Origin of the sequence: Nocardia sp. CA-136227 (genome assembly GCF_050955695.1) — a bacterium.
In the GTDB taxonomy this organism is placed as follows: Bacteria; Actinomycetota; Actinomycetes; order Mycobacteriales; family Mycobacteriaceae; genus Nocardia.
This window is the reverse complement of record NZ_CP192081.1, coordinates 458,385-478,820: the sequence shown is the minus strand read 5'-3', so window position 1 is coordinate 478,820 and position 20,436 is coordinate 458,385. Positions and strand designations below refer to the sequence as shown.

The following is a 20,436-nucleotide window of genomic DNA, read 5'->3' as shown; positions in this document are numbered from 1 at the left end:
GGCATGGGAAGCAGGAGTGCGGTTTTCGCCGGATTGTCGACATTGGATCTCGCCTATGCCGTCGACCGGTATCCCGCCGAGGACTCCAAGACCCAGGCCGCCGACCTGTTCCTGGGCGCGGGCGGACCGGCCGCCAACGCGGCGGTCACCTACGCGTTCCTGTCCGGCGCGCACCCCGCGCTGGTCACCGCGTTGGGGAAACACCCACTGGCGGAACTGATCCGGAGTGATCTGCGGCAGCACGGCGTCACCATCGTGGACCTCACCCCGGACGGTGATCAGCAACCGCCGGTGTCCTCGATCATCGTCGCCACGGCGGCGGCCACCCGGACCATCGTGTCGCTGGACGGCTCGCGGATCCATCCGGGTCTCGACGACTCGACGGCCGAGACGGTCGCGGACGCGTCGCTGCTGCTGGCGGACGGTCACTACCCCGACCATGCCGTACGGCTCGCGACAGCGGCTCGGGCAGCGGGAGTGCCGGTGGTGCTCGATGCCGGACGCTGGCGGCCGGTGCATGCCGAACTGCTGCCGATCGTGGATATCGCGATCTGCTCGAGTGCCTTCACTCCGCCTGGGGTGGCGGCGGATTCGGCGGATGAGGTGTTCGACCGCCTGCACGCGGTGGGCCCGGCGCTGGTGGCGGTAACCGGGGGCGGCGGCCCGATCCGCTATTCGATGCCGGGCGGCCGCGGCGAGATCCGGGTTCCCGCCGAACCCGCGATCGACACGCTCGGGGCGGGCGACATCCTGCACGGCGCGTTCTGCCACTTCCACGAACGCGGCGCCGACTTCCCGGCCGCGCTGCGCGAGGCAGCCGTCGTGGCCGGCGCTTCCTGTCGCTACGTCGGCACGCGGGAATGGATGCGGCACTTCGACACTCGGCCGGTGCGGTGACCGCTCAGTCGATGCGGTAGCCGCGACCTGCTTTCCGGAGCACCAGATCGGCTCGGCCGCGGGTGGATTCGACCAGGACGGCATTGCGCAGGTCGCTGTTCATCACCTTGTCGCGGGCGGCCGCGGGGGTGCGGCCGCCGCGAATATGTCGGCGCAGCAGGCGTTGTTCGATGATCGGGCGCGGCACGTCCAGGTACCAGGCCTCGTCGAGCTGGGGGCGGACGGCAGCCCAGCCCGGGTGGGAACGGTCGTCGAGGAGCAGGTAGTTGCCCTCGGTGACGACGATCGTGTGGTGGTCGAAGACGACGCCGCCGGGCACCGGTTCGTGCAGATCGCGGTCGTAGGTGGGCCAGGGCACCGGGGTGCCGGGGGTGGCGTCGCGGAGCGTTCGGAGCAGCGCCGCATAGCCTTCGGCGTCGAAGGTCCCCGGTTCGCCCTTGCGGTCCAGGATTCCGGCGGCGCGCAGCCGGTCGTTGGTGAGGTGGAAGCCGTCCATGGGCGCAACTTCGGCGATGGCGGTCCCGGCGGCCAGGTTCAGTTCGTCGCGGATGCCGCGGGCGAGGGTGGATTTGCCCGCCCCGGGCGGGCCCGCGATCCCCAGCAGAAACCGACCGGAATGACCTTCAGCACGCCGGCGGACCCGCGCCGCCAACTCCGCCAAGGAGGTTTCGACACTGCCACGTATCGCCACCCCACGAGCCTACGGGGAATCAGTGCCCGCCTTCGGGAATGGCGCGAACCAGCGCCCCCAGATCGGCTTCCAGCATTCGCGACAACCGGTAGATCACCACGAACGCCAGCACGCCGCCCACGCTGAGGATGCGCAGCGGCACGATCACCAACCCCAGATCGTCGGTCGACACGAACGTCACCGACGCCACCCCGAGCAGCGGCACCGACGCCGCCGCGGCCAGATAGAAATTGCTGCGTCGCGCCAGCGCCGCCAGCTGCCGCCGATCCTCGTGCCCCACCGAACCGCGCGCCAACAACTGCGGATACAGCGACCGCACCGAATACACCATGATCAGGAAGAACGGATAGGCCAGCGCGATGGTCGCGCACACCACCTGCGCGGTGAAGAAATGCGCGAAAGCCATGTGCGGCAGGCGCGCTCCCGCACCGGCCAGCGCCAGCGGCCACGCGATTCCGGCGATCAGCCACAAGGCGAACGGCACCCACACCACCCGCTCCCCCAGCAGCAGCGTGTCCGCGCGGGCGCGGGCCAGCTGATCCGGGGTGTACTCGTGGCCGCGGCGCAGCCGGTACGAGACCGTCAGCGGTCGCCGCGCCAGCCACAACAACAGCAGCGCCGCCACCGGGAAGGCCGCCAGATTGTTGATCAGCGCCACCTGCTCGAACCGGTACTGATCCGACGCCGACAGCTCATCCACGATGAGGCTCTTGTTGATCCGGATGTTGTACCAACTGGCCAGGGCGTTCGGCAGACCCACGCACAGCATCGCGATCGGCACCGGCCAGCTCCGCAACCGCGACCACAGACTGTGCGCGGGCGGGTCGATCAGATCCCGGGCATCGGGGTCCAGGCACAGGTCCAGCTGCCCGGCCAGCTGACCGCCGCTCTGCCAACGCCGGGACGCGTCGGGGCGCAGGCATTCCAGCAGCACGCGCCGCAGGGTGGCGGGGGTGTCCGGGGGCAGGTTGTCCAAGGCCGCCGCGGGCACCCCGGCCATACGGCGGGCCAGCATCTCCGGCACGGCGTCGGTCCCGACCTCGGGATCGTCGAACGGCAGTGAGCCGGTGAGCATTTCCCACAGCACCACGCCGAGTGAGTAGATATCGCCGGCAGGGCCCGGCGAGGGCGCGGCCGAATCCAGCAGGGCCCGTAGCGCTTCCGGCGACCGATAGCGCAGGGCCCCCGCGCCATTCGCGCTCGCGCTCCTGGCACCAATGAACCCGGTGCTCCAATACATCGGCCCCAGTGCGAAATCCGCGAGTTTGGGCACCCCTTCGGCCGTGAACAGCACATTGGCCGGGCGGATGTCGTGGTGCAGCACCCCTTGCCGTTCCCCGTATTCGAGTGCCTCGGCGAGCCGTCGCCCCACCCAGGCCACGGTTTCGGGCCAGCTCAGGGCGGCGATGTCGGTACGCACCGGCGATCCGGACGGGCGGCTCTCGCCCTTGGCCTCCATGGCGGAATCGATGGCGCGCAGCAGCAATCCGCCGTCGGGCAGTCCGTTCGCGGCGGGGGCGGTGCGGTGGATCATGCGGCCGCCGGGTTTGCCGCCATTGCCCGCCGCCTGGGCTTCGCGGCGCAGCTGGGCGAGCACGCCCTCGGCGGTGCCGCCGGGCACGTACTGCATGTACAGCAGTCGCAGTGGCTTCCCCGTGCTGCCGTCCGCGATCAGCCGCTGGTCGAAGACGCGCACGATGTACTGGTGGTCGAGCTGGGCGACGGTGTCGGTGTCGGTGTCCGCGCCCGCCTCCACCCGGACCGCGACCAGACGCTGCATGGAGCGCTGCCGGGCCAGGAACATGCGGCTGTAGTCGGCGCCGCCGAGATCGGTGAGCAGGTCGAAATCGTCGAGGCGACGACCGGTCTCGATGCCCTCGGGCAGCACCGGCGGCGGGGGCGGCGGGGTCTCGCCGGTGAAGCGACGGCGGATCTCGGTGGCGACCTCGGGGTATTCGGCGGTGAAGCTGTCCACGTCGAGCGGCCGGAAGCGGCTGCGGGCCAGGTACTCCTCGCACACCAGATCGGCGAAGGCCGGACTGGTTCCCATCTCCGGGAATTCCCGGCGGTACTCCGCGATCCGCTTCTCCAGTCCGGCGCGCCGCCAGCGCTGCCGCATGTCGACGCGGACCAGGTCGGTGAGGACCTCGAGCCGGACCGCGCGCCCGTCGGGCAGGTACCCGGCCAGGGGCGGTGGTTCCTGGCGGTCGCCGCGCAGCGTTGATTCCCAGTCGGCGGAGAAGCGTGCGAGAGCTCGGGCCGAGAGTTCACTCACGGCGTGGCATCCGGGTCGCCATCGGCGCCGGGCGCCGCGGTCTTGCCATCGCCGGCCGGGCGCGCCGAGCGGGCCGGGGCGACCACGCGTTCCAGCGCCGCCAGGTCCGCTTCGAGGGCCCGGAAGATGGCGTAGATCAGCACGAACGCGGCGATGCCGCCGACGCTGAGCACCCGGACCGCCACGATCACTTTCGGAATGTCCTCCGGCGGCAGGAACGTCACGCCCGCGACCGCGAGCAGCGGCACCGACGCCGCCACCGCCAGATAGGTGGTGCAGCGGCGGCCCAGCCGGTGCAGCCACACCGCGTCCTCGCCGCTGATGTCGCCGTGCCGCAGGAACATGGGATAGATGCACCGCACCAGATAGAAGGCGACCAGGAAGAAGGGGTACGCCACCGCGATCGCCCCGCACACCACCAGTGACACCAGGAAGTGCAGGACGCCGCGCACCGGCAGGTCGGTGGCGGTCATGCGCAGCACCATCGGGAAGGTGAAGCCCGCGACCACCCACAGCGCGAACACCACCAAGGAGATGCGTTCCCCGGCGAGCAGCACGTCCGCCCGGGCTCTGCGCAGTGTCTCGGCGTCGTATTCACGGCCCTTGCGGAGTCCGCGCGGCACCACGATCACCGAGCGGCACAGGTAGGCGATGACGGCGGTGCCGAGCGGGAAGAACACCAGGTTCACCGAGCCAGTGGTGAGCACGAAGGTGCGCATGGCCGACTCGGACAGATGGCTGATGATGAAGGCCCGGTTGTGCGCGATGTTGTACAGCGAGGCCAGCGTGTTCGGGATCGCCACGGCCAGCGTGACCAGGGGAATCAACCACGGCCGCAACCGCATCCGCCAGCTGTTCGGGGGCGGGTCGACCAGGTCGCGGGCGCGCTCGTCCAGGCACATGTCGAGCTGGCCGGCCAGCACGGCGCCGCTGCTCCAGCGTTGGTCGCGTTCGGGCGCCAAACAGGTGAGCAGGACCCGGCGCAGCGCGGCCGGGCAGTCCGGCGGCACCCGGTCCAGGGCCACGTGGTCGACGCCGCCGCGGCGGCGGGCGAGCATGGCCTCGAGGGTGGTGCGGTCGCCGTGGTCGCCGGGTCCGGCGGTGCTGTCGTCGAAGGGTTTGGCCCCGGTGAGCAGCTCCCACAGCACGACCCCGAGGGAGAAGATGTCGGCGCGAGTGTCCAGGTCGGCGGCACTGGTCGCGGCCCCCGGATGGCAGGCCTCCAGCTGTTCCGGGGACATGTAGGACAGCGAACCGCCGAAGTAGGCGACCGGGCTGGAACTGTCCAGATTGCGGCTGAAACTGATATTGAAGTCGGCCAGTTTCGGCACGGCCTCGGCCGTGAGCAGCACGTTCGCGGGTTTCACGTCGCGGTGCAGCACCCCGTGCGAGTCCGCGTAGTCCAGCGCCTCGGCCAGTCTGCGGCCCAGCCACGCAACGGTTTCCGGCCAGCTCAGCCCGGCCAGTTCGGCGCGCACGCTGGAGTCGGTGGGCCGGATCTCGCCCTTCTCCTCCATGGCGGCGTCCACCGCGTCCAGCAGCAGCTGCCCGCTGCGTTCGGCGGGCGGGGTGGCGCGCACCCAGCGCAGCACGCCGAGCAGGGTGCCGCCGGGCAGGAACTGCATGTACAGCAGCCGCAGCCGCCGCCCGGATTCGGTGCGCACGTCCGAGAGCAGGCGCTGGTCGAAGACGCGCACGATGTAGTCGTGGTCGAGCTGGGCCAGGGTCTGCGGTTCGGTGCCGTGATCGGCGGAGATCTTCACCGCGACCAGACGTTGCAGGGACCGCTGCCGGGCCAGGAAGACGCGGGCGAACGCCCCGGAACCGAGGCTGGTCAGCAGGTCGAAGTCGTCGATGCGCTGGCCGATCTCGATGCGGTCGAGCAGCGCGCCGGTCTCGGGCGTGGTGGCGACCCCGACGGTGGCGCGGGTGGGATCGGCCGGGTCGCCGATCAGCTGCGAGGGGTCCTCGTACTGGGTCAGCTCGCTCGCGTCGGGCACCCGGGTGGTGTCGCCGTCGACCGGCGGTTCGGCGCGGGTGGTGGCCTCGACCGGGAGCCGGGTGGATTCGTCGAGCCAGGCGCCGCGGGTGGACGCGTCCAGCTCGAAATCGCCGCGGGTGGACTCGCCGGGCCCGGCGCGGCGGGTGCTCTGGTCCTCGTCGTCGGCATTGAGCAGCTGCCGCAGCTCGCCCGCCTGATCCGGGTACTCACGCAGGCAGTCGCGCGGATCCACGCGCTCGCCGCTGTGGCGGCGGATGACGAACTCCTCGTACACCAGCCCGGCGGGCAGGTCGGCCGGCGTGAGCTCGGGGAATTCGGCGCTGTAGTCGCGCAGTCGTTTGGGCGGGGTGGCCGGTTCCCCGGTGGTGCGCCGCAGCCAGCGGTGGCGCATGTCGATGCGGATCAGTTCCAGCAGGGCGCCCCGGCGCAGCGTGCTGGCGTCGGGCAGATAGGCGGCGATGCTGGGCGGGGCCGCAGCGGAGTCCCAGGCCGCCGCGAAGGCGACGACCGCGCTCGATTCGGTTCCGGCCGAGTATGCGCCGGAACGGTGGTCGGAACCAGAAGTCATGTCCGCACCCATCTGGCTCGGCACGGATGTCGTCGATCCGCACTGTCGATCCGGGGATGTCGTGGATTCCGAGATTCGGTCAAAGAAGCCGCCACACCCGACACCATCATCCCCGACCTTCAGCCGGAATGATAACTTGCGGGCCACGAGCGGATCACCCGATTTCGACACGATGCGACGGGGGAAGACCAGCATGTACGACGAGGGCACGGCATTAGCGGCGGAGATCGCCGCGGCCGACGCCGCCGAGGAGGAAGCGGTGGCACCAAACGCGCGAGACGGGGGAGCCGACACGCCCGATTCCGACACCCCGTCCGACCGTCCCCCGATGGATCCGACCACCGCGATCGGCGTCGCCACCGCGGTCCAGAACGGCGCCCTGTCCCCCGAGGACGCCGTCGAGGCCGCGCTGACCCGGATCCGCGCCCGCGATCGGAAGCTGAACGCCTTCACCCTGGTCCGTGAGGAGGCCGCCCGCGCCGAGGCGCGCGCCGTCGCCGAGCGGGCCGATCTGGACATGCTGCCGCTGGCGGGGGTGCCGGTCGCGGTCAAGAACAACATCGATGTCGCGGGCGAGGTGACCCGGGGCGGGTCGCTGTCCGGGTCCGATCTGGCCGCCACCGGCGATCACGTCGTGGTGCGGCGACTGCGGGCGGCGGGCGCGGTGGTCGTCGGGCTCACCCACATGCCCGAGTTCGGGCTGTGGGGCGTCACCGACGGTCCGGGCAGCATCACCCGCAGCCCCTGGAACACCCGCTACTCCGCGGGCGGTTCGTCGGGCGGCTCCGGCGCGGCGGTCGGCTCCGGCATGGTGCCGATAGCGCACGGCAACGACGGACTCGGCTCGGTGCGCATCCCGGCGGCCTGCTCCGGCGTGGTCGGCATGAAGCCGGGCCGCGGCCTGGTGCCCGCGGACGTAGGCATCGACTCGTGGGGCGGAATGACCGAAAACGGCGTTCTCGCAACGACTGTCGCCGATACCGCGCTCATGCTGTCGGTGCTGGCGGACCGCCCCGACCTAGCCGACCTGGACACCCCGCAGACCCTGCGCATCGGCCTGGCGACCGGGGCGCCGACGCCGCTCACCCACGTCGACCTGGCCTGGACCGCGGCCGCCGACAAGGCCGCGGCGGCCGCCTCGCTGGCCGGGCACATCATCGGCGTGGCCGAACTCCCCTATCAGGGCGTGACTTTCGCGCTGCTGCTGCGCTGGCTGGCCAATGCCGCCCGCGAGGCCGCGACCGTGCCGCACCCGGACCGGCTGCAGCGCCGCACCCGCACCCACGTGGCGCTGGGCCGGATGGTGCTGAAGTCGGGTCTGCTGCGGGCCTCGCAGGTCGACCGGGTGGAATCACGCCTGCTGGACTACTTCGAGCGCTACGACGTGGTCATCACGCCCACGCTGGCCACCCCCGCGCCGCGCGCCCGCCGCTGGCATTCGCGGCCGTGGCTGGCGAATGTGCTTGCCAACGTGAAGTTCTCGCCGTTCACGCCGCTGTGGAATCTGGTCGGCTGGCCCGCCATCTCCATTCCGATGGGCCTGCACCCGCGCTCCGGCACCCCGGTGGCGGCGCAGATCGCGGGCCCGCCCGGCAGCGAGGCCACCATCCTGCGGCTGGCCGCCCAGATCGAGGCCGCCCACCCTTGGCAGCGGACCGTCTCCTGACGGGATCGGGCCCCGTCTCCTGACCGTCCCCGGACACAGGACAGCGCCGCGTCACCGAAGTGACGCGGCGCTGTCGTCGTGTCGATCCCGCACCCCGTTGTGCCGGTCCCACACTGCCCGTACGGACCGCGGCAACCTCCGACCCACTGCCGCCGCCCGTCCCGGACGGTCCTTCCCTCGGGCCTAGACGGCCGCGAGCGGTTCCTGTTCGGCGAAGCCGCCGTCGAGCACGCGGGCCGCGAACTCGAGGATGGTCGGGCGGTCGTCGTCGGCGCGCCAGGCGACCGCGAGTTCACACGGGGCCAGGCCGGTCACCGGGCGGGCGGTCAGGCCCGGCCAGCGGTACATGGGGACGTTGTTCTCGGCCAGCAGGCAGACGCCCAGGCCGAGGCTGACCGCCTCGAGGCGTTCCTCGGCGGTGGCGGCTTCCGCGCCGATCTTGGCCTGGCGGCCGCCGCGGGAGTCGGCACCGAGCCAGAAGTCGCGGGCCGCACCGGCTTCGGCGGGCATGGCGACGAAGGGCTCGTCGATCAGGTCGGCGAAGTCGATGCTCTCCTGGCCGGCGAGGGCGTGGTTCTCGGGCAACAGCACCCAGCGCGGCTCGGTACGCAGCACCTGCCAGCGGTAGCGGCTGGTGTCGGGCACGGGCAGCCACATGAGCGCCAGATCCGCCTGGCGGCCGGCGAGGCCGCTGGATGGGTCGGTCCAGGACGCGGAGTGCAGGGCGAGCCGGTGGCCGCTGGCGCTCTCCAGGTCGGTGATCAGGCCGCGGCCGATGGAGGACTGGATGCCGACGCGCAGCACCTCACCGGCCTCCTGCAGGGCGACATTGGTGACTTCCCAGAGTTCGAGGATCTTCCGGGCGCCTTCGAGCAGTTCCTTGCCGGCGACGGTCAGGGCCACGCTGCGCTGGTTGCGGTCGAACAGCACGACGTCCAGCTGGCGTTCCAACTGCCGGATCTGTCGTGACAGGGTGGGTTGAGCGATGTGCAGGCGTTGCGCCGCGTTGGTGAAATGAAGTTCCTCAGCGACGGCGACGAAATACCGCAGGTCGCGCAAATGCGGGTCCATAGCCCCTTGCTATCAGAATCGGTCTTGATTTTCCAGCCGTATCCGACCCAAAAGTTTGCAACAGGATCAGAAAACAGCCGTCAGGTTTGTTACGGACAGCATATGACGCCAGTTCAACATTCCGTTAACCGGACTCGCGAATTCCTGGCCATTTGCCAGCACTCCCCCAAGCACCTCGGAACGGACGCTTGACCAGCATCGATTCGTGATCTTGATCGGTTCGCGATCCGAAAGCGATCCGAGCGCTGACCTTCAGCAACAACGCTCCGCCCCGGCCCACACCCCAAACCAGCCGATCGAGTGAGTTTGGTCACATAAGAGCAAAAAGGCCGCCTCCCACAGTGGAAGGCGGCCTGTTTTTCGACCCGGTGAGGCGGCGGTTACTCCCCGCCGTAGACCTTCGGATCCAGGGTGCCGATGTAAGGCAGATCGCGGTACCGCTCGGCGTAGTCGAGGCCGTAGCCGACCACGAACTCGTTCGGGATGTCGAAGCCGACGGCCATCACGTCCACCTGGGTGCGCAACGCGTCGGGCTTGCGCAGCAGCGTGACGACCTCGAGCGAGGCCGGATTGCGGCTGGACAGGTTGCGCAGCAGCCACGACAGCGTCAGGCCGGAGTCGATGATGTCCTCGACGATCAGCACATTGCGCCCGGCGATGTCCTTGTCCAGGTCCTTCATGATGCGCACCACGCCCGAGGACGAGGTGGAGGAGCCGTACGACGAGACGGCCATGAACTCCATCTGCGTCGGCACGGTGAGCTTCTTGGCCAGGTCGGTCATGAAGAAGATCGCGCCCTTGAGCACGCCCACCAGCAGCAGGTCGCCCTCGGGGGCATCGGCGGGATACCGCTTGGCGACCAGTTCGGCCAGTTCCTCGACCTTGGCGGCGATCTCTTCCTCGCTGATCAGCACCGACGCGATGTCGTCCCCGTACACGTCCGCTGGTTTCCCTTCAGTCGACCCGACTGTGACTCTTGCAATGAACGGGTTCACTCCGACCCGAGTATGAGCCTGCCATGTTCACGCGCGGCAACCAACCTGGTCCCGCTGGGTGAACCACCCACCGCGACCCCGCCCTGCCCACGCCACCGCGTGACCAGCGCTTCCACCGCGCGTAAATTGCTGTCTGTCAATGATTTTGCGCCACGTTCGAGCAGCCACGCGCGAATGACGCGGCGCCGGATCGCGGGTTCGGCAGTGGCGAGCGTCTCGATCCCCAGCCCGTCGCCCGCCCGCGCGGCCGCCAGCAACCGACCGGCGAGCGCGTCCAGCACCGCCGAGTCCTCACGCAGCTGCACCGCCGTCCGCGCCAGCGCCTCGGCCACCCCGCCCCCGAGCACCTCCTCGAGCAACGGCAGCACCTCGGCGCGCAGCCGGACCCGGGTGAACTCCGGCGCACTGTTGTGCGGATCCTCCCAGGCCTCGAGCCCCAGGTCCGCGCACAGCTCCCGGGTCACGCTCCGCCGCACCCCCAGCAGCGGCCGCCCCCACGGCTCGTCGTACTCCCCCATCCCCCTGATCGATCGCGCCCCCGACCCGCGCCCCAGGCCCAGCAACACGGTCTCGGCCTGGTCGTCGAGGGTGTGCCCGAGCAACACCGGCTTGCCTTCACGGGCCGCTCGCAACGCGTCGTATCGGGCTCGCCGCGCAGCCGCTTCGGGCCCGCCCGGAAACCTGTCGCCCGCGAGACCGCTGCCCGCCGGTTCCTCCCCGGCCGCCCACTCCGCCGCCGGAACGAGCCCGTCCTCCAGCGTCGACCCGTTCTCGGCTGCAAGTAGCGCGGTCGGATCTGCCGACCGCACCGACCGGATCGACCCGTTCGGTGCGCTGCGCTCGACCTGAACGCGCAGCACCCTGGCGGACCGGCACCCGAGGCCCAGCGCGGTGGCCGCGGCGCGATCCGCCACGTCGGCCGAGCCGTCCTGCAGTCCGTGGTCCACGATCAGCGCGTCGACCACGTCGGCTTCGGCGCAAGCGGCGGCGGTGAGGGCCAGCGAGTCCGCACCGCCGGAGAGGGCCACCCGGACCACACCCTCGGGCGCGTAGCGGCCCAGCCACTCCCGGACGGCGCGGCGCAGCTCCAGCGCGGCGCGCGTCTCGGGTAGTCGGGGCCGTTCGTTCACGCCCCGATCGTCGCACGCGGCCGGGGCGCGGTGCCGTGCGGCGAGGATTCCTGCCGGGTACGTCCCGAATTCCGGCGTGCCGCAAGCGCTCCGGAGGGACGGGGGCCGGGGATCAGCCCAGGACCCGGGTGACCCACCGTTGCGGTTCGCCGATCTCGTCGGTGCGAGGCAGGGTTTCCGGTTCGGTCCAGATGGTGTTGAAGCGGGCCATGCCGACGGTGTCGACCACCTCGTCGACGAAGGCCTTGCCGCGCACGTACTGGGCGACCTTGGCGTCCATGCCGAGCAGGGCGCGCAGCAGGCGCTGGATCGGGTTGGCGGGCCGCTTGCGGCGCTGATCAAAGGCCGCGCGAATCCGGGTGACGGAGGGGACCACGGCCGGGCCGACGGCGTCCATGACGTGGTCGGCGTGGCCTTCCAGCAGGGTGCCGAGCATGAGTAGTCGATCCAGGGCCAGGCGCTGGGGTTCGGCCTGGGTGGCGCGCAGCAACCCGATGACGCCGCCCGCGGGGTCCTCGACGCCGCGGCGGCGTTCCTTCACGGCGTCGGCGAGCCGGGCCAGGATGTCGGCGAGCGGTTCGTCGCCCGCCTCGCCCAGGGTCTCGACGTTGCGGCGCATGTAGTCGGCGATCCAAGGGGCGGACGAGAATTGGACCCGGTGGGTGACCTCGTGCAGGCACACCCAGAGCCGGAAGTCGCTGGGCGGCACACCGAGTGCGCGTTCCACCGCCATGATGTTGGGCGCCACCAGCAGCAGCGTGCCGTCCGGCCCGGTGAACGGGTCGTACTGGCCGAGGATGGCGGTGGACAGGAAGGCCAGCATGGCCCCGGCCTGCAGTCCGGCCGGTTTGCCGACCAGCTTGCCCTTCTCGCCGGGTTCGATGCCGCTGCCGGTGAGCTGGGCCATGGAGTCGGCGGCGGCCCGGATCCAGCCCGGCCGGTCCACGATCAGCGCGTCGGGCACCACCGAGCCGTCGTCGAGCCCGCTGACCTCACGCACCGGCGCCTCGGCGCGAACCGAGGCGGCGGCGAGTTCGGCGACCGCGTGCTCGGCCGAGTACCGCGAGGTGCGCGGCCCGGCCGGGACCAGGGCCGCGCCGGTGCGGGCGGCCACGTTCCAGTCCACCGACCCGGTCAGCGTGGTCCGGGTACGGGCGGGGGCGGCGGGGTTGTCGGATCCGGTCATGTTCATCCACCCGTCAGGAGCAGCCACAGTTGCGCAGTGCGTTGGCGACGGCGTCCAGCGCGGGTCGGCTCACTTCCGGCGGCCGATCGTTCGACATGAGCGCGAACGTCAGGACGCGTCCGTCACGGTCCAGCACATAACCGACCAACGCACTCGATACGGACAGAGTTCCGGTTTTGGCCCGGATCCAACCCGCGCCCTCGCGATCGCGGTCCACATAACGGCTCGCCAGCGAGCCGGTGCCGCCCGCGACCGGCAGATAGTCCAGCAGCGGCGCGAGCGGGGAGCCGGGGGTGGTGACCGCGGCCGGATCGACGGTCGAATTGCCTTGCGGAGCAGCGCCGTTGGGCAGCGCGGCCACCGTCAGCACCCGGTTGAGCAGGCGCGGCGGGATCCGGTCGTCGGTCGAGAGTCCGCTGTTGTCGGCCATTTTCAGGCCGGCGAGGTCGAATCCGGCGGCCTGCAGCACGGTGTTCAGGGCGGTGACCGCGCCGGTGAAGGAGGCCTCCTGCCCGCCGGCCACCGCGACCTCGCGGCCGATGGCCTCGGCCAGCACGTTGTCGGAGTGCACCATGGCCTGCAGCAGGCGGTCCCGCAGCGGCGCGGACTGCACCGCGGCCAGCTGGGTGGCGGTCGCGGGCGCGCTGCCCGCCTTCACCTTCGCACCGTCCACGCCCAGTTCGGCGGCCATCCTGCGGCCCGCGTCGAGGGCGGGAGTGGCGGTGCGGGGCGAGTATTCGACCAGCGGGTCCAGGCGGCCGCCGTCCATCATCACCGCGTCCATGGGCGCGATGGAGCCGCCCCCGATGTCGGCGGCGTCCCAGCCCGGCGCGAAGTTCGGTCCCGGGTAGGCGGAGATGTCGACGGTGATCGAGTCCACCCGCTGTCCGGTGGCCTTGATCTGCGCGACCAGGTCCTGCAGGCGCGGCGCGCCCGGGTAGTAGCCCTTGCCGTCGGGCTGCGCGGTGATGGTGGGATCGCCGCCACCGACCAGCACGATCTCGCCGGGGGCCGCACCGGTCACCACCTTGGTGGTGACCCGGTGGTCGGCGGGCAACGCCAGCAGGGCGGCCGCGACGGTGAGGATCTTGGCGGTGGAGGACGGGATCATCGCCTTGTCCGGGTCCAGCGTCCACAGCACCTTGCCGGTGTCCCCGTCGGACACCGAGGCGGCGAACGCGCCGAGGTCCGGGTTGCCGACGACCGGCGCGAGCGCGGCCGCCAGACCGGCGGTGCTCGCCGCGGGCGCGGTCTCGGGGGCGGGCGCGACCTGCGGGATCGGTTTCACCGGCGCGGGCGGGTCGGCGATCGTCAAACCCCCGTGCTGGAACTCCTCGGTCCAGGGCTTCAGGATCAGCACCACGGCAGTGGCGGCCACCAGCATGACGACCAGCACCGATGACACCACGATCCAGGTTCTGCGTCGGCGCTTGGCCTCCAGACCACCGATGTTCTGCTTGTTCCGACCAAACACCTGCCGCTGTCTCCCTGATACCTGTGGTGGGGCTGATGGCTCTACCGCGGTCCACACTATCCTCGTTGCGCAGTCGTTCCCCCGAACGTGCTGGCGAGTCGGCAGCCTTACCGCCCACCGAAGAAGGAGATGACGTGGAGTTCGACGTCACCATCGAGATCCCCCGGGGTCAGCGCAACAAGTACGAGGTTGATCACGAGACCGGACGCGTGCGGCTGGACCGCTACCTGTACACCCCGATGATGTACCCGGCCGACTACGGCTACATCGAGAACACCCTGGGCGGCGACGGCGACCCGCTGGACTGCATGGTCCTGCTGCCCGAGCCCGTGTTCCCGGGTGTCTTGGTCGAGGCCCGCCCGGTCGGCGTGCTCATCATGAGCGACGAGGCCGGCATCGACGAGAAGCTGGTCGCGGTCCCCAACAAGGACAAGCGCTGGGACCACATCCAGGACGTCGAGGACATCCCGGAGTTCCAGCGCAAGGAGATCGCGCACTTCTTCGAGCGCTACAAGGACCTGGAGCCGGGCAAGTGGGTCAAGGTCGAGGGCTGGGAGGGCCGTGAGAAGGCCGAGAAGCTCGTCGACGAGGCCTACGCCCGTCTGAAGGAGCAGGGCGGCCACTAGGTCACGCCGAGTGCGGGGCGGCACGGATTTCCGTGCCGCCCTTCGCTTTATTCGGGAACGGAATCCACTCCCGCTGTGGTGCGGAGTGGGACTTCCTTCCAGAACAGCACCAGCACGAACGCGACCAGAGCGACCGCGGAGGTCGTCAGGAAAACCGTGGACAGCGAATCCGCGAATCCGACCTTGAACGGATGCGCCAGAACGGGATTCAGCTTCTGAATGATCGAACTGTCCTTCAGCACGCCCTGCGCCGCCGAGGTGTCGTGATTCAGGAATCCCTGCGCCAGCCGCATATCCACCGGATTTCCGTCGTGCGCGGCGTTGACCACGGCTTTCTGGAAAGCCGGATCGGTGCTGGACGTCTCCAGCTGAGTGCGAATATTCGGCCCCAGCCGGTCGAAGAGGATGGACAGGAATACGGCCGCGCCGAGAGTGCCGCCGATCTGCCGGAAGAATGTCGCCGACGCGGTGGACACACCCATGTCCTTGGGCGGCAACGCATTCTGCAAGGCCACGATGAGCGGCTGCATGAGATTGCCGAGCCCGAATCCCACGCACAACATGAACAGCACCACGACCCAGAACGCCGTATCGGCCTGCAAATAGTGCAGCAGGAAAAGCCCGAGGGTGATCATGGCCGCGCCGAGCAGTGTGTAGATCCGGTAATGCCCGGTGCGCGAGATCAATTGGCCCGACAGCACCGAACCGATCATCATCCCCAGCACCATGGGAATCATCTGCAATCCGCCCAGCATCGGGCTCGCGCCCCGGTCGGCCTGCAAATACTGCGGCAGCAACAGGATTCCGCCGAACATGCCCGCGCCGACCACGAACGAGATGACCACGCCGAGCGCGAAGGTGCGATTGGCGAAGATGCGCAGCGGGATCAGCGCCGCGTCCCCCAGCGCGCGCTCGATCAGCACGAACGCGGCGACGCCGAGCGCCCCGATGAGGTAGCAGGCCACGGATCTCCCACTGCTCCACCCCCATTCGCGCCCCTGCTGGGCCACGATCAACAGCGGGCTCATGGCGACGATCAAGGCGAGCGCGCCCCAGTAGTCCACGCGGTCACGGGATTTCTCGCGCGGCGGCAGCCGTAGCACGCGGGTCACCACCACCAGCGTGAACAATCCGATGGGAACGTTCACGAGGAACACCCACCGCCAGCCCGCGATCCCCAGAATGCTGTGCTGCCCCGCGAACAGCCCGCCCAGCACCGGCCCGATCACGCTGGAGGTGCCGAACACGGCCAGGAAATACCCCTGGTACCTGGACCTTTCGCGCGGACTCACGATATCGCCGACGATGGTCAGCGCCAGCGACATCAACCCGCCCGCGCCCAGCCCCTGCAGCGCCCGGAACACCGCCAGCTCGTACATGGACTGCGCGAACGTGCACAGCAGCGAGCCGGTCACGAAGATGGTGATCGAGGCCAGGTAGAAGGGCTTGCGCCCGTACATGTCCGACAGCTTGCCGTACAGGGGCGTGGCCAGTGTCGCGGTGATCAGGTACGCGGTGGTCGCCCAGGCCTGTAGCGAATACCCGTTCAGGTCATCGGCGATGGTGCGGATCGCGGTGGACACGATCGTCTGATCGAGCGCCGCGAGCAGAATGCCCAGCAGCAGCCCGGAGAGGATCACCAATATCTGCCGATGCGTGAAGCCGCCCTCGCCGGTCGCTTCGCCCACTTCGGATGTCGCCATGCCATACCTCCAGCCCCGACCAAAACGATAGGCCGGGAACCGGAGGCATGGGGTCCCTTTTCGGGACCGGGCCCGAAGGGTGGGGGTTCCAGGGGCGAAAGCCCCTGAGAGCCACGAGAGTTGCTATTTACCCTTGAACTGCGGGTCCCGCTTCTCGAAGACGGCCTGGATGGCCTCGGTCAGGTCCTCCGAGGGCAGGAACGCCGAGTTCCAGGCGGAGACGTAGCGCAGCCCGTCGGCGATCTTGCCGCGCTTGGGCTGGTCCAGGACGTCCTTGATGCCCTGCACCACCAGCGGCGGGTTGGCCGCGATCTCGCGCGCCATGGCGTAGGCGGCGTCGAGCACGGCTTCCTGGTCGGCGTACACGTCGTTGACCAGCCCGATCTTCTCGGCGCGGGCGGCGTCGATGTCCTTGCCGGTGTAGGCGAGTTCGCGTACGTGTCCCTCGCCGATGATGCCCGGCAGCCGGTGCAGCGAGCCGATGTCGGCCACGATGGCCACCTTGGCCTCGCGCAGGCTGAACTTGGCGTCCGCGCTGGCCAGCCGGACGTCGGCGGCGGCGATGAGGTCCAGTCCGCCGCCGATGCACCAGCCGGAGATGGCCGCGATGACCGGCTTCACGCAGTCGGCGACCGCGGTCACCGAGTCCTGCATGCTGCGCACGTGCTTGAGGAAGTCGGTGCGGGGCCCGGCGAGCGCCTTGTCGGCCAGCAGCGGCCCGAACAGCGGGCTCATGGCCGGGAGGTCCAGTCCGTAGGAGAAGTGCTTCCCGGAGCCGGTGAGCACGATGGCCCGGATGTCGGGGTTCGCGTCGAGCTCACCGAAGATGATCGGCAGCTCGCGCCAGAAGTCGGGGCCCATGGCATTGCCCTTGCCGGGACCGGTGAGTGTCACCTGGGCGATGTGGTCCTTGCTTTCGACCTCGAAAGCCTTCCATTCGGTCATCGGTCCAGCGTATAGGGGTTACCCGCGAGTAGGTAGGCCGGTGTAAACCCTGTGCTAAATCTGCTGCGTCCCACCGTTTTCACCACACGGGGAGGCGGACGATTATCGCGTCCGCACAAACTGCTCCTCCTGTGTGTGAGGTCACGATGATGCATCACGGAATCGGCCTCGACCGCTTCAACGCGCTCCCCCGCCATCGCGCGATTCATGCCCTGTACGAATGCTGCTGCAATGTCACCTGGGCGCAGAAGATCGCCGACGGCCGCCCCTACCCCGGCCACGCCGCGTTGCAGACCGCGGCGGCCGCGGAACTGCGCGCCATGTCCGCCGTCGATCTGGAACGGGTCTTCGATTCCTGTGCGCACCAGCCGGTTTCGGAGCGCACCGTGGAGGAGCTCGCCCCGATCGTGTCCAACCGCCTGACCACGATGCTGGGCCCCGAGGAGGGCTACCCCGACTACTGATCCCCCCGCACATCCACCGCAATCGCTCTACCCTGGTTGCCATGCGCAGGTCCCTGCCACCGGTCGCGTCGAAGGTTTCCGACACCTTGATCGCGCGCGGCCATCACGGGGTGATCATCACCCAGCCCACACCCACCCCCACCGCGCGCGATGCGGCCGACGCGGTCGGCGTCACCATCGGGGCCATCACCAAATCCCTGGTGTTCCTGCTCGACGACGACCCCGTACTGCTGCTCGTCTCCGGCGCGCACCAGGTGCATCTGGCGCGCACCGGGCAACGTCTGGAGGGCACGCTCAGCCGGGCGCCCGCGGCCATGGTCCAGGAGGTGACCGGGCAGCCCATCGGCGGCGTCGCGCCGCTCGGGCACCCCACCAACCTGCCCACCTTCGTCGACAACGCGCTGGCCCAGTACCGGGAGCTGTGGGCGGCGGGCGGGCATCCGAACACCCTGTTCCGCACGACCTTCGGCGAGCTGTGCCGAATCACCGCGGGCCTGGCCATCGACGTGGACTGACCGCCGTCGACGGGGTTTTCCGCCGGCGTGGAATACCTGGGCCCGCGACCACGTAGGTTCTTGACGTGACCGATTCTCCGACGCCCGGCGCCGAGCTACACGTGCCCGACGACCTGAGCGGCATCACCGCGCAGCAGTTCCGTGCCGCCATGCGGCACTATCCGGCCGGCGTCACCATCGTCACGCTGAACTCCGCGCAGGGTCCGGTCGGATTCACCGCGACCTCGTTCGCCTCACTGTCGGCGCAGCCGCCGCTCATCTCGTTCAATATCGCCGAGACCTCCTCCAGCATCGAGGCCATGCTCGGGGCCGAATCGGTGGTGGTGCACTTCCTGGGCGAGCATCAGAAGCATCTGGCGCAGCGGTTCAGCCGGTCCGCCGAGGAGCGCTTCACCGACAAGTCCTTGTGGGCCACGCTCGGCTCCGGCGAACCGGTCCTGCACGGCACCCCGATCTGGGTGCGCGCGACCGTGCACCAGCTGATCCCCGTCGGCGATCACACGCTGGTGATCGGACTGGTCACGCAGGTGCACGACAACACCGAGAGCTCGCCCGCGGCCGGCCCGCTGGTGTACTACAACGGCGCCTATCACCGCGCCGAGATCGCCGACTGACCTCAGGCCGCCGAGGCCGCGGTGCCGATACCCAGCGCCGCCAGGATGGCCGCGCTCGCCTGTTCCAGCCGGGCCCGGATCCGCGGCCGCTTCAACAGCGTGACCGCGCGGGCGGCGGCCACCGCGAGCAGGATCATCTCGATCGCCGCGATGCTGGATTCGATGGCGCCGAGGGTGAGCGTGTTCAGGAAGGTCACCTCGGTCAGGAACTGCGGCAGCACCGCGAGGTAGAACAACCCCACCTTCGGGTTGAAAACACAGGACAGCAATCCGGCAGCGAACGCCGAGCGCATCGACGCCGGCGTGCCCTGCGCGACCGTCACCTCCGGCTCGGCCTCCGCGTTCCGTGCGCGCCGATGCTCGACCAGCGCCCGAATCCCCAGGTACAGCAGGTAGATTCCGCCGATCACCTTCAGCGTGCGATACGCGGTCGCCGACTGTTCCAGCAGCGCCGCCACTCCGGCCGCCACCACCGTCGCCCAGACGATCCCGCCGAACGCCGAGCCCACCGCCGCCGCGATCCCGGGTCGCGGTCCGGCCATCGAGAATCGCAGCACCAGAAAGGTATCGGGACCCGGTGTGAGCGCCAGCAGCACGCACAACCCCGCGAAACTCAACAGCAGCGGAAGACTCATGCCCTCCATGGCAACCCATCGCGGCGACGCGACGCAAGGGTGATATCGCTGACCCTGCCCCCGACGAGCAGGGCCAACGGTGCGTCCCCGAGCACGGCGAAGGCCGCCGCCCCCGCCTGGTGGACGGAGCGCGACGGCCTCTGGTGACGGTGTTCTAGTTCCGCGCGCCGAACTCCGCACCGAGTTCACGGAACAGATCGGTGTTCATCGTGAACGCCAGTCGCGCCTCGTCGAGCACGCGATCGACTTCGGGACCTTCGAGGGGAAGCTGGTCCAGGGCCTCGCGGTACTCGCGCTTGAACGCGGCCGGATTGGTGATCTCGTCGAAGACGTAGAAGCGCACGCCGTCGCCCTTCTTGGGCAGGTCCCACAGCTTCTCGGCGGTGCCGCGGATGACCTGGCCGCCGGAGAGATCACCCAGGTAGCGGGTGTAGTGGTGGACGACGTACCCGGCCGGCCACTCCTGCGCGCACTCTTCGATGCGGGCGGCGTAGGCGGCGGTGGCCGGCAGCGGCTGCAGCTCGTCGCGCCAGTTCGCGCCGCCCAGGTGGGCCAGGTCGGTCTCGAGCGCGGCCAGGCGCGCCAGTTCCGGCTTCACGAACGGGCCCGCGACGGAGTCGGATGCCAGTGTGGCGGAATGCTTTTCGAGGGCCTCGTAGACGAACCAGAGCTGGCCGGTGTAGCGGAGGAAGGCCTCGACGCCGAGCTGGCCGGTGAGCAGGTCACGCATGAACGTGGAGTGCTCGGCCTCGTTGTGCTGCTGCTCGGTCGCGGTGCGAATGAGCGTCGAGAACGGGGCGGCGGCGGTGTCCGTGTCCAACATGGTCGGGCTCCTCGTGGTCAACTCCGGGGGCACCACTTTGGCTACCCTAACTTCCTCATCGACACTACGCCCCAGCAACGATCGCGCGATTCGAACTTTGCGGCCCACCCACTCCAACTTTCGGATGATTTTTCCGATTCGCCGGTGCCGTTGGTC

The 20,436-nt window shown here is 69.7% G+C and carries 18 protein-coding genes; 6 read left to right on the top strand and 12 right to left on the bottom strand.

Features of this window, described 5'->3' with window-relative positions; translation table 11 throughout:
- Window positions 1-3: 3 nt before the first annotated feature.
- The gene (locus tag ACQP06_RS02195) at window positions 4-897 is read left to right on the top strand and encodes a PfkB family carbohydrate kinase (RefSeq protein WP_433670094.1); all 894 of its coding nucleotides are present in this window, start codon (window positions 4-6) and stop codon (window positions 895-897) included.
- 4 nt (window positions 898-901) lie between these two features.
- On the opposite strand, the gene ACQP06_RS02190 is transcribed toward ACQP06_RS02195, so the two are convergent.
- Genes ACQP06_RS02190 through ACQP06_RS02180 form a run of 3 tightly spaced genes read right to left on the bottom strand, consistent with a single transcriptional unit; the run spans window position 902 to window position 6,433 of the window.
- Complete coding sequence (locus ACQP06_RS02190) at window positions 902-1,588, bottom strand: nucleoside/nucleotide kinase family protein (protein ID WP_433670092.1); 687 nt, start codon at window positions 1,586-1,588, stop codon at window positions 902-904.
- Window positions 1,589-1,607: 19 nt separating this feature from the next.
- The gene (locus tag ACQP06_RS02185; protein WP_433670090.1) at window positions 1,608-3,863 is read right to left on the bottom strand and encodes a protein kinase domain-containing protein; all 2,256 of its coding nucleotides are present in this window, start codon (window positions 3,861-3,863) and stop codon (window positions 1,608-1,610) included.
- Window positions 3,860-6,433, bottom strand: a complete 2,574-nt coding sequence (locus ACQP06_RS02180) for a serine/threonine-protein kinase (protein WP_433670088.1) — start codon at window positions 6,431-6,433, stop codon at window positions 3,860-3,862. Before ACQP06_RS02180 ends, ACQP06_RS02185 begins: the two co-directional genes overlap by 4 nt.
- A 328-nt stretch (window positions 6,434-6,761) precedes the next feature.
- Between ACQP06_RS02180 and ACQP06_RS02175 the strand changes: the two genes are divergently transcribed.
- Window positions 6,762-8,099: an amidase gene (locus ACQP06_RS02175; protein ID WP_433673216.1), complete on the top strand. Its 1,338-nt coding sequence runs from the start codon at window positions 6,762-6,764 to the stop codon at window positions 8,097-8,099.
- A 183-nt stretch (window positions 8,100-8,282) separates the two neighbouring features.
- On the opposite strand, the gene ACQP06_RS02170 is transcribed toward ACQP06_RS02175, so the two are convergent.
- From ACQP06_RS02170 to dacB, 5 genes are all read right to left on the bottom strand, one after another.
- Window positions 8,283-9,170 (bottom strand): LysR family transcriptional regulator, encoded by an 888-nt coding sequence (locus ACQP06_RS02170; protein WP_357275660.1) that lies wholly within the window; start codon window positions 9,168-9,170, stop codon window positions 8,283-8,285.
- A 380-nt stretch (window positions 9,171-9,550) separates the two neighbouring features.
- Window positions 9,551-10,108, bottom strand: a complete 558-nt coding sequence (hpt, locus tag ACQP06_RS02165; RefSeq protein WP_357087534.1) for a hypoxanthine phosphoribosyltransferase — start codon at window positions 10,106-10,108, stop codon at window positions 9,551-9,553.
- A 53-nt stretch (window positions 10,109-10,161) separates the two neighbouring features.
- A complete protein-coding gene (locus ACQP06_RS02160) occupies window positions 10,162-11,295 on the bottom strand; it encodes a tRNA lysidine(34) synthetase (RefSeq protein ID WP_433670087.1) in 1,134 nt (377 codons plus the stop codon).
- Between the two features lie 112 nt (window positions 11,296-11,407).
- Window positions 11,408-12,481 (bottom strand): zinc-dependent metalloprotease, encoded by a 1,074-nt coding sequence (locus ACQP06_RS02155; RefSeq protein WP_433592577.1) that lies wholly within the window; start codon window positions 12,479-12,481, stop codon window positions 11,408-11,410.
- A gap of 13 nt (window positions 12,482-12,494) precedes the next feature.
- Complete coding sequence (gene dacB / locus ACQP06_RS02150; protein ID WP_433670086.1) at window positions 12,495-13,955, bottom strand: D-alanyl-D-alanine carboxypeptidase/D-alanyl-D-alanine endopeptidase; 1,461 nt, start codon at window positions 13,953-13,955, stop codon at window positions 12,495-12,497.
- Window positions 13,956-14,089: 134 nt separating this feature from the next.
- Between dacB and ppa the strand changes: the two genes are divergently transcribed.
- The gene (gene ppa, locus ACQP06_RS02145) at window positions 14,090-14,581 is read left to right on the top strand and encodes an inorganic diphosphatase (RefSeq protein WP_433670084.1); all 492 of its coding nucleotides are present in this window, start codon (window positions 14,090-14,092) and stop codon (window positions 14,579-14,581) included.
- A 47-nt stretch (window positions 14,582-14,628) separates the two neighbouring features.
- Here ppa and ACQP06_RS02140 read toward each other — a convergent pair whose 3' ends face one another.
- Both ACQP06_RS02140 and ACQP06_RS02135 read right to left on the bottom strand, forming a co-directional pair.
- Window positions 14,629-16,284, bottom strand: coding sequence for an MDR family MFS transporter (locus ACQP06_RS02140; RefSeq protein ID WP_433670082.1), 1,656 nt, complete (start codon window positions 16,282-16,284; stop codon window positions 14,629-14,631).
- A gap of 123 nt (window positions 16,285-16,407) precedes the next feature.
- A complete protein-coding gene (locus ACQP06_RS02135; RefSeq protein WP_433670080.1) occupies window positions 16,408-17,229 on the bottom strand; it encodes a crotonase/enoyl-CoA hydratase family protein in 822 nt (273 codons plus the stop codon).
- 149 nt (window positions 17,230-17,378) lie between these two features.
- Here ACQP06_RS02135 and ACQP06_RS02130 point away from each other — a divergent pair, with 149 nt between their 5' ends.
- From ACQP06_RS02130 to ACQP06_RS02120, 3 genes are all read left to right on the top strand, one after another.
- Window positions 17,379-17,693 (top strand): 2-oxo-4-hydroxy-4-carboxy-5-ureidoimidazoline decarboxylase, encoded by a 315-nt coding sequence (locus tag ACQP06_RS02130; protein WP_433670078.1) that lies wholly within the window; start codon window positions 17,379-17,381, stop codon window positions 17,691-17,693.
- Window positions 17,694-17,734: 41 nt separating this feature from the next.
- Window positions 17,735-18,208, top strand: a complete 474-nt coding sequence (locus ACQP06_RS02125) for a YbaK/EbsC family protein (protein WP_433670077.1) — start codon at window positions 17,735-17,737, stop codon at window positions 18,206-18,208.
- A 149-nt stretch (window positions 18,209-18,357) separates the two neighbouring features.
- Window positions 18,358-18,822, top strand: coding sequence for a flavin reductase family protein (locus ACQP06_RS02120; RefSeq protein ID WP_433673215.1), 465 nt, complete (start codon window positions 18,358-18,360; stop codon window positions 18,820-18,822).
- Between the two features lie 2 nt (window positions 18,823-18,824).
- Here the strand turns inward: ACQP06_RS02120 and ACQP06_RS02115 are convergent, their stop codons facing one another.
- Window positions 18,825-19,457, bottom strand: coding sequence for a LysE family translocator (locus ACQP06_RS02115; protein WP_433670075.1), 633 nt, complete (start codon window positions 19,455-19,457; stop codon window positions 18,825-18,827).
- Between the two features lie 154 nt (window positions 19,458-19,611).
- Entirely contained in the window at window positions 19,612-20,280 is a 669-nt protein-coding gene (locus tag ACQP06_RS02110; RefSeq protein ID WP_433670073.1) for a heme oxygenase (biliverdin-producing), read from the bottom strand.
- Window positions 20,281-20,436: the final 156 nt, after the last annotated feature.